This window comes from Peribacillus frigoritolerans (assembly GCF_001636405.1).
Taxonomy (GTDB): domain Bacteria; phylum Bacillota; class Bacilli; order Bacillales; family DSM-1321; genus Peribacillus; species Peribacillus frigoritolerans.
Map to the genome: position 1 here is coordinate 1004533 of NZ_KV440950.1, position 12650 is coordinate 1017182.

The 12650-nt window shown below is 38.3% G+C and carries 12 protein-coding genes; 9 read left to right on the forward strand and 3 right to left on the reverse strand.

Annotated features, from left to right (window positions below; genetic code table 11):
- Positions 1-104 precede the first annotated feature (104 nt).
- The 7 genes from A6755_RS04895 (at position 105) to A6755_RS04930 (ending at position 8391) form a co-directional block, all read left to right on the forward strand.
- The gene (locus A6755_RS04895) at positions 105-326 is read left to right on the forward strand and encodes a hypothetical protein (protein WP_063589926.1); all 222 of its coding nucleotides are present in this window, start codon (positions 105-107) and stop codon (positions 324-326) included.
- Between the two features lie 553 nt (positions 327-879).
- Positions 880-1980 (forward strand): GerAB/ArcD/ProY family transporter, encoded by a 1101-nt coding sequence (locus A6755_RS04905; protein WP_063589928.1) that lies wholly within the window; start codon positions 880-882, stop codon positions 1978-1980.
- A gap of 698 nt (positions 1981-2678) precedes the next feature.
- Positions 2679-3617 (forward strand): agmatinase, encoded by a 939-nt coding sequence (gene speB / locus A6755_RS04910; protein ID WP_054399163.1) that lies wholly within the window; start codon positions 2679-2681, stop codon positions 3615-3617.
- A 56-nt stretch (positions 3618-3673) separates the two neighbouring features.
- On the forward strand, positions 3674-5041 hold the full coding sequence (locus A6755_RS04915; RefSeq protein ID WP_063589929.1) for an APC family permease: 1368 nt from the start codon (positions 3674-3676) through the stop codon (positions 5039-5041).
- 43 nt (positions 5042-5084) lie between these two features.
- Entirely contained in the window at positions 5085-6728 is a 1644-nt protein-coding gene (locus A6755_RS04920) for an amidohydrolase (protein WP_063589930.1), read from the forward strand.
- A 111-nt stretch (positions 6729-6839) separates the two neighbouring features.
- On the forward strand, positions 6840-7418 hold the full coding sequence (locus tag A6755_RS04925) for a TetR/AcrR family transcriptional regulator (protein WP_063589931.1): 579 nt from the start codon (positions 6840-6842) through the stop codon (positions 7416-7418).
- Between the two features lie 478 nt (positions 7419-7896).
- Entirely contained in the window at positions 7897-8391 is a 495-nt protein-coding gene (locus A6755_RS04930; RefSeq protein ID WP_063589932.1) for a DinB family protein, read from the forward strand.
- Positions 8392-8973: 582 nt separating this feature from the next.
- Here A6755_RS04930 and A6755_RS04940 read toward each other — a convergent pair.
- Positions 8974-9504 carry a PadR family transcriptional regulator gene (locus A6755_RS04940; protein WP_063589934.1) on the reverse strand — a complete coding sequence of 177 codons (531 nt, stop codon included), beginning with the start codon at positions 9502-9504 and terminating at the stop codon, positions 8974-8976.
- Between the two features lie 46 nt (positions 9505-9550).
- Complete coding sequence (locus A6755_RS04945; protein ID WP_063589935.1) at positions 9551-10732, reverse strand: YhgE/Pip domain-containing protein; 1182 nt, start codon at positions 10730-10732, stop codon at positions 9551-9553.
- 400 nt (positions 10733-11132) lie between these two features.
- Here A6755_RS04945 and A6755_RS04950 point away from each other — a divergent pair, with 400 nt between their 5' ends.
- Positions 11133-11576, forward strand: a complete 444-nt coding sequence (locus tag A6755_RS04950; protein ID WP_034310870.1) for a cell wall hydrolase — start codon at positions 11133-11135, stop codon at positions 11574-11576.
- A gap of 123 nt (positions 11577-11699) precedes the next feature.
- On the forward strand, positions 11700-11885 hold the full coding sequence (locus A6755_RS04955) for a hypothetical protein (protein ID WP_237752101.1): 186 nt from the start codon (positions 11700-11702) through the stop codon (positions 11883-11885).
- Between the two features lie 129 nt (positions 11886-12014).
- Here the strand turns inward: A6755_RS04955 and A6755_RS04960 are convergent, their stop codons facing one another.
- Positions 12015-12377, reverse strand: coding sequence for a hypothetical protein (locus tag A6755_RS04960; RefSeq protein ID WP_063574941.1), 363 nt, complete (start codon positions 12375-12377; stop codon positions 12015-12017).
- Positions 12378-12650 lie beyond the last annotated feature (273 nt).

A 12650-nucleotide genomic window follows, 5' to 3' on the forward strand; every position in this document is an offset into this window, starting at 1 on the left:
AGGATGCGGAAAAAACTGCTTTGCGTCGTGCAGTTTGAGCTCACGATAAAAAGTGAGAATTTAGAAGCGGTATTAATTGTGGAAAAATAAGGAGGTGTTTTAGAATGGTTGAAAAAATACTGGGATTATTCTTTGAAAAACGGAAACAAAACAAAAAGGATGTTTTATCACTAATTTTGATATTCGCGCTTTCCATTGTTAATATAGTAGGGTATTTCACGGATATGGACTTATTTTGGCTATCTGGCATTGTATCAATTGCAATCATCATTCTTGCGGCATCGATATATTTTGAAGGAAAAAGAAGCAGGGAAAATGATGGTTAAACTTCTGTTTTAGTTTGAGGGGGTGTTAGGCTAATTGTAGTTGTTTAATCAATAAAATAAAATGACGTTAAAATAACAATTATTACTTTTATTAAGGACTGGTACTTCAATAAGGGAGCTGCTTTGGCAGCGCTTGAGTTTGTAGACAAAAGGGGTTTATCCAAAATTTCAAAACAAAGTTGGTTGGAGCGGGTGTGCGAAACTCCTGCGGGAAAAGCGCACCGAGGAGGATCCTGGACCGCCCGCGGAAAGCGAGTGCCTGTAGTGGAAATCGAAATTCGAGGTTTTATAAACCCAAATAAAAACTGAGGAAAACTTAATTTTCAAAGGGTTTGTCTACATTTAGGCTGCATATGCAGCTCTTTTTTCATGGAGCGATACTTTTTAAATTAGAAATTGAATCGAAGCTCTAAGGTATCCTTTCAACGGGAGTAAAAATAACTTGCACTCAACAGGGTTTGTATAGTCTTCTTCTGTCAATAATGGTTATGGAATCAGAATTTCTGCGTTTTGTCTATAACTTACCGTTTTGTCGTGAAAGGAACTTATGAAAATGCTCGAGAAGGGTAAAATCGGAAGCCGTCAACTGTTGATATTAGTGATTCTATATACGCTTGGAGATTCTATTTTAGTCCTTCCCTCCGTTGTCGCTTCCGAAGCTGAACAAGATGCTTGGATTTCGGGCATGATAAGCGTGGCAATAGCACCGTTATTGATTGTTTTGATATATGAGGCCTTAAGGAAATGTTATCCTGATTTAACATTAGTGGAATACAGCCAAAAAATTCTGGGGAAGTGGCTGGGAATGGCAATTTCTCTTCTATTTATAAGCTACTTCTTTATAACTACAGCGACTTATCTGAGTGAAATTGGTGATTTTATGATAAGTCATATTATGCCTGATACTCCAATTCAAGTGATCATGATTCTTTTTATGAGTGTCGTCCTCATGGCCGCGCGTCTTGGTTTGGAACCTTTGGCCCGAAGCGCGGAAATATTTTTCCCCTTTGTTTTATTACTGATATCAACCTTGATAATTCTTCTGCTTCCTGAGATTAAATTTCAAAACCTGCAACCCGTATGGGAGGGGGGAGTGAAACAGGTTATACGGGGTTCTATACCATTTTTTGTTTTTCCGTTTATTGAACCGGTTGCGATTCTAATGATCCTCCCGTTCGTAAGTCAAAAAGCCAAAATAAGAAAAAGCCTTTTTGTCGGTCAATTGTTGGCTGGAAGTGTTTTGATCATTATAACCATGTTAGCCATTCTTGTACTTGGTTCCGAGTCAACGATAAGACAAAATTATCCAATCTATATGTTGGCAAAGAAGATAAATATCGCTGATTTCCTGACGCGGCTGGAAGCAATAATAGCCATAATATGGTTCATCACAATTTTTATTAGATTTAGTTTGTTTTTTTATGTGACCGTTTTAAGTACGGCACAAACGTTAAAATTGCAAGATTATCGTCCTCTGGTTTTTCCGTTTGGTATCCTCTTGATTGCCTTTACTCTGATGATGTCACCGAATATTGTCCATTATAATAAATTCATTACAGAAATCTGGCCGTTTTATGCCATGACATTCGGGTTTCTGCTGCCATTGATATTACTAATAATCGCCAAAGTTCAGAAAAATGATCAACGTAACTAAGGCGGGTCTATCTATTAAGAAACAAGTGTAAAATTCTATTAGAAGCTCAGGTGTCATTCCATTAAGGGCGAATTCTTTAAAAAAGCATGCTTTCCTTAATGAACTAATGGGTGCTTTTACTTCAATAATGCAGCTCTCACTTTGTCGACAAAAGGATTTTACCTAAAATTTTAAAGTTGATTGGAACGGAGGGTGCGAGACTCCTGCGGGAAAAGCGTGTCGAGGGGAGACCCCGCAGGCGCAAGGCCGAGGAGGCTCCCGGACCGCCCGCGGAAAGCGAGTGCCTGTAGTGGAAATCAACTGAACTAGATTATCCTTAATGGTTTACTGTTTTATTAAACCTCTTATTGGATTGAAGAAATTTGCGGCACTCCTGCCGAAATACTGGCTAGTTCTGACCCCACAGACGCTTGCGTCGAGGAGGCTTGGCAGGCAGTCGGCGGAAAGGGAGCGTATTTCCGGAATCACTGAACGTTTTTTTTGTATTACTAAATAGTCAAATCGACTATTAAAAATAGTTTGACTTTTTTAACAATTATGTTTATATTTGGTTTAATACTAACTACCGTTAGTTAATATAGTGCAAAAAAGTAGGTGTTAGACATAAAAAGTAATTCAATGAATCATACTTTGTAAGCGATTACACATTGTATTTGTAAATCATATCAGTAGACTTTTAAAACCAGGAGATGATAATTATGAAATATCCACTTACACCAGATGTAAAGCCAGAGTTTTGTACAACAGGAACTTTTATGCGTTTACCTTCTCAAAAGCATGATGCAAAGCTGGCAATTGTAGGTATGCCTTTTGATACAGCAGCATCTTTTCGGGTAGGAGCCAGGTTTGCTCCCCAAGCCATTCGCCAATCATCCATGACCCTGTTTCCTTATCATCCGATTCATAATGTATATCCTTTTGAACAAATGAACGCCATTGATATTGGCGATATCCCTGTTATTCCCCATAATATTCATCGAAGCTATGAGCTAATGAAGGAATCCATTCATGAATTGATGTCCAAAGGGGTCATACCGATTGGATTAGGGGGAGACCATTCTGTTACTTTAGCTAGTTTACGAGCTGCGGCAAAGGTATATGGACCAGTAGCCATGATTCATTTTGATTCCCATACAGATACCTGGGATACATATTATGAGGAAAAATATTGGCATGGATCTCCTTTCATTCGTGCCCACGAAGAAGGTTTACTGCAGGAAGATAAAGTGTTTCAAATAGGAATCCGCGGCACGCTAAACCACTCTGGAGATTTACAGGCAAGCCTTGATTTAGGCTATCGCCTGATTACAACTGGTGAACTTTCCAATCGTGGATTTGAAGATGTTTTGAAAGAGATTAGAAAAACGATTGGTAACACCCCTTGTTTCTTGACATTTGATATAGATTTCGTTGATCCTTCTTTTGCCCCAGGAACAGGTACACCTGAAATTGGTGGTTTTAGCAGCTATGATACATTAAAAATGATACGTTCTCTAACTGAATTTAACTTTATAGGATATGACGTGGTTGAAGTGCTGCCTTCATATGATCCAAGTCAAATCACTTCACTTTTAGCGGCAACACTTGTACATGAATTTGCCAGCCTGGCAGCATTAGGTGCGAAAGAAGATAATTAAAATCACTTTAACTTAAAAACAGCCCATTTATTTAATAAAGGAGGCAGCTCTTTGCGATGAAAGGATTCCCCGAGCTTAAGCGTTCACTGAATACAAGATATGTAATTGTATTTGGACTTTCCTTTATGGCGCCAGTGACAGTCTTTAGCACATATGGCATCGCTATTGATCGTACCCATGGAATGATTCCGACAGCATACATAATCGCGTTAATTGTCATGCTATTCACTTCATATAGTTACGCAAAAATGGTTCAGGTATATCCCACTACCGGGTCAGCTTATACCTTTGTGCAGAAAGGAATTAATTCACACCTTGGTTTCCTGGTAGGATGGGTGATTTTATTGGATTATCTTTTCAGTCCTATGATCAGCGCTTTACTTTTTGGGATTATGGTGAATGCTTACTTCCCTGGTATTCCTATCGTTGCCGTTATCATTTCTTTTATCATTGCTGTGACAGCGATTAATATTTTTGGAATTAAGGTCGCTGCAAATGTGAATACCTTTTTGGTGATATTTCAATTTCTTTTTATCATGATCTTCAGCCTGCTTTGCATAAATGGACTTTTAGCAGGAAAAGGCACCGGGGAGTTATTTTCTAAAGATCCTTTTTTTAGTCCAGACGTGAATATTAATAATCTGCTTTCGATTGTACCTTTATTATGTTTTAGTTTTCTTGGGTTTGATGCGGTTACTACACTTGCAGAAGAGACCAAAAATCCGAAAAAAACACTTCCTAAAGCTATTTATGCTACGACATTGATTGGAGGGTTATTATTTGTTGCAGCTACCTATTTTTTACAATCAATTTTCCCGAATTTCAATGCTTTTAAGAACCCTGATACAGCTATAGTCGATATCATGATTTATACCGGGGGTAATTTTCTGAATAGTTTGTTTGTTGCTGTCGTAGTGACATCCGCTACTTCTTCTGCGATAGCTTCAGGAGGCAGCGGAGCCCGGATTTTGTATGCAATGGGGAGAGATAATGTTCTGCCTAAGCGGATTTTCGGATATGTTTCTCCAAAATTTCAAACGCCCATATTCAATATCTTGATCATTGCTTGTGTTGCAATGAGCGCCGTATTTTTGGATATCGCAACGGCTACTTCTTTCATTAATTTTGGAGCATTGTTTGCTTTTACTTTCGTTAATCTTGCAGTGTTTATCCATTATTTTGTGAGACAGAAGCAGAGATCTCCTAAGAGTATCATTTTATATTTCCTTCTTCCCTTAATAGGCACCGGCATAACTATATTGTTTATGACAAAGTTGGATATCCATTCATTAGTATTAGGAATCACATGGATGACAGTAGGGTTCATTTACTTATTGTACTTAACAAAAATGTTTAAGGAACGTCCTCCTGAACTGAATTTTGCAGAGCAAAAAGAAGAATTCGATGTGAAACTCGTGCAATGATCAGTTACTGTTTTATTATTTTGAATGAAAAGAGGTAAACTCCATGACTATTAAAAAAGCGGATATTGTCCTTTCCAGTGATGCTATTTTCACAGGGCTTACACTTGAGCCAACGTCTGGGGCAATAGCTATCTTAGGTGACAAAATTTTGAGTGTAGGATCAAAAGCAGAGATTGAACAATTTATAGGAAGTGGGACAAAAGTATTTAACTATGGCAATCAATTGATTATGCCTGGATTTCATGATTTTCATCTCCACATCATGTTCAGTGCACTAAGTTTAACTAGTATTAATTTATTTGAAGCCAGGTCAGCTCAAGAAGTGGCTGCAAAAGTACTGGAATTTTCTAAAGAATGTCCTGAGGAAGGATGGATTATCGGCATGCAATGGGATGCAGGTTATTGGCATGATAAACAAGAGCCCCATTATAGAATTCTTGACGCTGTCATTCGAGATCGTCCTGTCGTTCTTTTTCATGCTGAAGGTCATTATACATGGGTGAACAGTAAGGCCATGGAATTAGCAGGAGTTACTGAGGAAATACGTGATCCGGATTTTGGTCGCTATGAAAGAGATAAGAATGGTTTACTTACTGGAATTTTATATGAAGAAGCCCAGCAAATCGTTTTAAAAGAGGCATTACGGTTAACACAAAATAAAAAAGAAACGATATTAAAAGAGTTTTTACGATTGTTATCGCAATATGGAATTACTTCTGTAAACGATTTGTTTGCGCCAATAGATGACTTCCTTCAAGACTATGATCTTTTTGAGAAATTGGATAAGCAAGGAGAATTAACGACTAGATTTCATATCACTCCTGAATTGGATGGCAATTTGGACAAAGCTCAAATACTTAGAAATAAATATGTATCAAAGAAACTGCAATTCTCGGGATTAAAGCAATTCGTTGATGGAACAGTCACGGGTCATACCGCTTACTTCCTGAAACCTTACTCCGATCAATTGGATATTTGCGGTCATCCAGCTCTTGATCCAGAAGTATTGATCGATCGAGTTGTTAAAGCGGATGAACTCGGATTTAGAATCAGGTTTCACGCTATTGGAGATGCGGCAATTCGTTTAGCTTTAGACGCTTTTGAAGAAGCTGTACGCAAGAATGGAAAAAGAGACTCAAGGCATACAATCGAGCATATTGAAGTAATTGATTCGGATGACATTGAACGTTTTTCAAAACTGGGGGTCATTGCCTCGATGCAGCCTGATCACATGGCTGCTTCATCCAGAGAGGTATATTCTTCAATAATAGGTCCTGAAAGGGAAAAAAATGTTTTCCTGACGAAGTCGCTATTAAATACAGGTACATCTTTAGCTTTAGGAACAGACTTTCCGGTATCCATCTCATTAAATCCAATGCGGCAAATATATACTGCGATTACTAGAGTGGATAGTAGCGGAGATTCACAAAACACATGGCATCCTGAACAAAAACTCACTTTGGCAGAGGCATTGCAAGCATATACATATGGCTCAGCCCATGGATGTTTCAGGGAGCACGAGCTAGGTACAATAGAAGAGGGGAAACTTGCTGACCTTGTGGTATTAGACAGAAATCTATTTGATATTCCAGAATGTGAAGTGCTAAAAACTAAAGTGGAACTAACAATAAACGATGGGAAAGTTGTGTATAAAAGCGAAGAAACTTCTTTATCAAGCATATTCTAAATCTTATCTTTTAGAGAAAGAACCATGTTCCAAGGTGTTAAATATTTAGTTTAAAAAAGGAAATGAGTTTATAATGAAATTAACTGACGTTGGATAGTTTGGAGGCTCATTATGACAAAAAATGAAATAAAAAACATTTCCTTATCACTTTTTACCAAGTACGGATACGAGGGAACTGCTTTATCGGAAATTGCCAAGGGGGTAGGTATACAAAAACCCTCAATCTATAACCATTTCAAAAATAAGGATGACCTTTTCTTGTGTCTGTTTGAAGAAATCCTGGAAGAGCATATAAACCAGGTCGAACAATTTGTCGAAGAGATAAATACACTCTCTTGTGAAGAAAAGCTAAAGCACATCCTTCTAGATACTTGTAACTATTATAAAAACCATGAAGATAAAGCAACATTTTTAAAGAGGGCAATGATTTTCCCGCCGGAGCATTTGAAGCACATCTTAAATGAAAGTTTCCTTAGATCTGAAGAATCATTTTCCGCTATCTTACATGCTATCTTTGTCGAAGGAATAGACAAAAAAGAAATACGCCAAGGGAAAATCGAGAACTTAATCATGTCTTATTTCTGTTTGATTGATGGGATATTCATGGAATTTTCTTATTATGGTAAAGAGAATATGGAACCTAGAATTCAGAATATATGGGAAAATTTTTGGTATGGACTAAGTGGATGATACGTTCAAAAAGTTCATGCTCTAAAAACGATCAAATAGGAATATTTATCTGCTCATTCCGATTAAGTCTGTGGGCTGTACAGTGATTCGTTGATTGGAACGTAGGGCACTCGCTTTCCGAGGGCGGTCCGCCCTCGGCGACTATGCGCCTGTGGGGTCTCCCCCCACGCTTCTCCCGCAGGAGTCTCGCGCCTAAAATCGAAGTCTCTTCCAATACCCTGAAATTGGTAAAGTCCCATCGAACATATAAAAGATAACTTTACGATTATCAGTTGTTCTTTCTCAGTCAACACAACTTATGATAAACTTATATTATCAGAATTTTCCGAATAACGGACATTCATTGTTCCGTTAAAGGGCCAATTTAATTGAACAAGGAATTGGCATGACACCTTGGTTAGTTATCTAAAACACGTCGCAAATGAATGTTGACCAAAGGGATTATCTATTAAAGGGATTAAATTGGAGGGAATGGAAAATGGATGTAAAGACCCTTTTATTACAACAATGGGCAAGCTGCTTAGATGAAGAAGACTGGTTTCCACCACTTGAAAAAGTGCTAGAGGATATTACTTTTGAACAGGCAATATGGAAACCAGCTGATGGGGCAATGAATTCCATTTGGGAATTAGTTTGTCATTTACTTTTCTATGAAAAGAGATTTCTGATGAGGTTTCTTGGTGAAACAGAGAATGAACCACAGGCAGAAAATAATCAATCTACATTTCGACTACAAACTGAGACGTTAGAAAATTGGAAAGAAACAAAACAAGAATACTTTAATGTTCATCGCGAACTTGGAAAAGTACTAGCAAAGTCAGAACATGAAGATTTGTATAGACAGGTCCCGGGTGAAGATAATTCATTAGTGCTTGAACTGAAGAGTTTAGCCATGCACGACGCATATCATATTGGGCAAATTGTATTCCTTAGTAAAATGCAAGGAGCTTGGCCAGAGAAACGCAGCTTTTAAAAATGCTTCATTAGCTTTACAGTTATTCGATTATAGGGAGCTTTAATGAATAAGAACGGGAACGTCCAAATCGGACGTTCCCGTATTTTATCTTATAGAGAAAAAAACCCTTATTGGGGAAGACATATGCGACACTCCTGCCGAATAACCGGCTAGCCGAGACCCCACAGACGCTTGGCAGATAGTCGGCGGAAAGGGAGCAGATTTCTGAAATCAACTCGAACGTTTTTGAGGGTTAGTAAACCAGATCGTTGATTTCCACTCCATGCACTCGCTTTCCGCGGGCGGTCCGGGGAGCCTCCTCGGCAAGGCCTGCGGGGTCTCCCTTGGCCACGCTTTTCCCGCAGGAGTCTCGTACCTTACGTTCCAATCAACTGGAACGTTTTTTAAAATAAAAACTGCAGGCTGGGCTGGTCTATTCCGAACCAAGTTTAGTTTATTCTTTGAATTTTTCTCCTGTACTCCTTATTGGATGGAGGAAATATGCGAGACCCCACAGACGCTTGCGTCGAGGAGGCTTGGCAGACAGTCGGCGGAAAGGGCGGATTTCTGAAATCAACTCGAATTTGCCTGAAAGTAAACTCACAATTCCTTTGTCTTAATCCTTTTGATTAACTCTTCAAACCAAGATATTGTGTGATCTGTTCTGGTCGAAAAATAACCCTCCAAAAATTCACGAATATTCTCGTTGCCTTTAGGTTCAGGCTCGAAATTCCCAAGCTGCTCCCAAATAGCCTTGATGGACTTTACTTTTCTTTCTAATATATCTACTACTTTATCCCGGTCCACATACTTGATGTTGGCTAAACCAACAATCATATCCTTGATTTCATCCGCACTTTCAAATAATTTATAGATTTTTTTTGGTAGTTCTTCTCGACCCTTATCCGTAATCGCGAATACCTGTTTATCAGGCCGATGTTCTTCTTTTATCACTTCAACCGGCTCGACTAAACCTTGTTTCACCAATGATTCAAAATGGTAGTACAGTTTACTTTCCGTTAATCCGCCCAGGCGATCCAATGGAATGGGTTCTGAAAGCTGCTTTTTTAATTTATAAGGATAATTTTTATCCTCCATCAGCTTGCTCAATATAAAAATTTGAATAGACATTTTCTACGCTCCTTTAAGAAGTATTATCTCCTTATTGTAGCAAAACCTAAGCTGTGATTTCTGCCGCTTTCTTTTCAACTTCTGTTTCAGAAACCTGTACTGGCATCGGATTGTGTAAAAACGCGACAATAGCCATGTTAATTAACATCGCAACGGCACCTACCGCAGCCATTGACCAAATATACGGACTTGGACTGATGCTGCCAAATAGGTTTGCAAAGTATGCTTGCACCGAGTAATACATCGGTGAAATGTGGCTCATCCATTCATATGGTGCGTGCATCATATCACGTGAGATGGTGGCACCATTCGCTATTGTTTGCATTAATAAAATCGGTAAGTTTAAAATCATGCCGCCTTCACCAAATAAGAAGATTAAAATCGCGGTGAAATTAAAACATACCATATAGTTCAGTATTTGTTGACCTACTATACCGAAGAATAGGTCACCGCTCGGCTTATCAATTAAATAGGCTACACCTACAGCGATGATTGATGAAACCACGGCAATCAATAATGCAGCCATTTGCACATAAGTGAATAAACGTGTTTTGCTTGCTTTTCCCCGGCTGGCTCTAAATGCACCTACTAATTGCATGGCCCCGATCATCGCCCCTACATAACCGGCCATTGTTAAGAACATCGGCAGCATATTATGATTCATTCCATCGGGTATTTCATTGATTGTAACGACATTTCCTACATAGGATTTCTCAATTTTTTCGGCTAATTCAGCGGCTTGCTTTTCTGGTACATTAAAATTCACCAATACACCCTGAGCTGTTTGTTGCGAGAATTGTGTGCTTAACTGATTGTTAATTTCAGTTACGACAGAATTCATGGTAGAAGAAACGACTGTTGCCCCTGCCTCATTGATTGTAAAGTCGATGCTTGATGACGCTTCACCTTTTTGAATATTTTCAGAGAAGGTTTTTGGGATGTGTACGACTAATGCTAAATCATTGTGTTCCAAATCTTTTAAGGCTTGGTTATTTGTTATATCCGTCTCGATTTCTTTAAAGGGTAAATTTTCTTGTAAATTTTCGGCGATCATTGCCCCATTTTTACCAGCATCATCATTGATGATGGCGATAGGTAATTTATCGACATTTCCTGGAATGGCTGTATACCCAGGCAAGAAGATGCCTAGCATGGCAACAGCATAGAAAATCCCCATAAAGATTGCTGCTGTTGCACCTCTTGTTTTTAAGAATGCAGTAAATTTCATATGTTGATTCCATCCTTTTGTTTTAAAGTATATTACTCAATTCTAAGTACTCAAGTTATAGTAATTTAAAAGAAGTACTTAGAATTTTATTTTATTTTTTACATAAAGTCAATCGAAAAATTTTATGTTTCCTTATTCAAAAGAAAATCTCCCGACACTTTGTTGGGGGGGAATTTGTTATTTAGATTCCTTCCGCAACCTTGTGTGCAAAAAAAATCCTTCTCTGGCTAGCATATAGAATCTTGATTTCATTTCATTCCATTAAGACACCCATTTTCTCGGTGTTACTAAACGAGTTTAATACGGCCTCGACAAAAGCCTCTACTGAAGGAGAGTGTCATTTTCACAATGATGACATTAGTGCAGGCTGTTTTTCATACGATATATTTGGGGTGGAAAAATGCCAAGAGTAAGTTATCGAAGTTCAGACGTGGATTTAATGGCAAGGATGATGAGAGCTGAAGCCGAAGGTGAAGGACTGCAAGGAATGTTGTATGTTGGAAATGTAATTGTTAATCGCCTTAAGGCAAATTGTTTAGACTTTAAAGAGTTAAGAACAATTCCACAAGTCATTTTTCATGTACAAGGAGGAAATTATTCTTTTGAAGCCGTTCAAAAAGGTAATGTATTTTATCAAAGAGCGAGAACTGCTGAAAAAAGATTAGCAAAACAGAATTTGGATTATTGGAGGCAACACCCAGGGAAATATGCGCTTTGGTATTTTAATCCATATGCTCCATGCCCACCGACTTGGTACGATCAACCTTTTGCCGGTCAATTTAAAAATCATTGTTATTATGAACCAAAACCTGGAACATGTGAAAGTGTTTATACAGGAGGTTAGGCCGTTATTTCATTTCAAGGAGCTGATTAGCAGCTCCTTTTTTTTAGGCAATAATCGGGCACTCCAACAAGGTTTTTTTGGTAAAATAAAGGGGGAAATGAGTTGTTGTTTGGGGGATTTTTAGTGAAGGCTATAATATTTTATATTGTTGGGGGTTTCATTCTCTATATAGTTATTGAAACAGCAGTGAGAAGAGGAATTAACCATTCAAATATTGGTCAATTTCTTGAAAAAAAGTATGGAATGAAGGAAGATAAAAAGTCTTTTCTTGATGATGATTTGGATAATGAAAATAAGAAGGATTATTAAAACAAGGGAGGTTGCTGCGGCAACCTTTTTTTAGAGGGGATGTTAATGTACGAACTCTTTTTATAATACAAATTCAACAAGACAACAATGATATTCCTCAAACAGGCTCCAGTTTGTCGGATAGCACACTTATTCAGCATCTTTCCGAGGGCGACGAAATTCGGCGTAGTAGACCTTTCTTTTCTTTGGTTCGGATTCAATATTTTCGATGAATGCTGCTTTGGCTTTCTCCAGTAACAACCCCTTTAATTCCCGAAGCTTCATTGGTCCCACTCCTGGCATCTTATCAGGTATATGTACTTCGAAATCCCCCTGGCGTTTATAAAAGCGGATGCTAGCAAGCCCCGTTCTTTCGGCTTTCCCCAAGGTATATGCAAATTCAAATCGCTGCTGAATGAATGAAGATAACTCAGGCAGCCCTAAACCTTCATAGAGGGGAGGGAATTCATGATAAACGGGAGGTTCTATGAATGATATTGAAGAAATCTTCAAATGGATACTCCTCCTTTGGCGGAATAAAGACATACATACGTTGCCTATATTATTGTGCTCTGGGCCAATTTTTTAAACATCCATACAGCGGTATTGCTTTCCTGTAACCAGGAACTGTCCAGCTTTTTATTAGGGCTCCTCAGCATTTTTCCTATACTGCAATATCAAGATATCCAATCTATACTTATTATCAAATTAAAGTATTCTACTTAAACTAAAGCGTACTTTACTTTGAACACCTGGAACTGAGCAGCAGTTCCGGGAGCCTTTCTA

Coding starts and splice junctions, on each gene's coding strand:
- speB (WP_054399163.1), top strand. CDS start 2,679: ATGAAATATCCACTTACACCAGATGTAAAGCCAGAGTTTTGTACAACA.
- A6755_RS04930 (WP_063589932.1), top strand. CDS start 7,897: ATGGATGTAAAGACCCTTTTATTACAACAATGGGCAAGCTGCTTAGAT.
- A6755_RS04920 (WP_063589930.1), top strand. CDS start 5,085: ATGACTATTAAAAAAGCGGATATTGTCCTTTCCAGTGATGCTATTTTC.
- A6755_RS04945 (WP_063589935.1), bottom strand. CDS start 10,732: ATGAAATTTACTGCATTCTTAAAAACAAGAGGTGCAACAGCAGCAATC.
- A6755_RS04895 (WP_063589926.1), top strand. CDS start 105: ATGGTTGAAAAAATACTGGGATTATTCTTTGAAAAACGGAAACAAAAC.
- A6755_RS04950 (WP_034310870.1), top strand. CDS start 11,133: ATGCCAAGAGTAAGTTATCGAAGTTCAGACGTGGATTTAATGGCAAGG.
- A6755_RS04915 (WP_063589929.1), top strand. CDS start 3,674: ATGAAAGGATTCCCCGAGCTTAAGCGTTCACTGAATACAAGATATGTA.
- A6755_RS04925 (WP_063589931.1), top strand. CDS start 6,840: ATGACAAAAAATGAAATAAAAAACATTTCCTTATCACTTTTTACCAAG.
- A6755_RS04940 (WP_063589934.1), bottom strand. CDS start 9,504: ATGTCTATTCAAATTTTTATATTGAGCAAGCTGATGGAGGATAAAAAT.
- A6755_RS04905 (WP_063589928.1), top strand. CDS start 880: ATGCTCGAGAAGGGTAAAATCGGAAGCCGTCAACTGTTGATATTAGTG.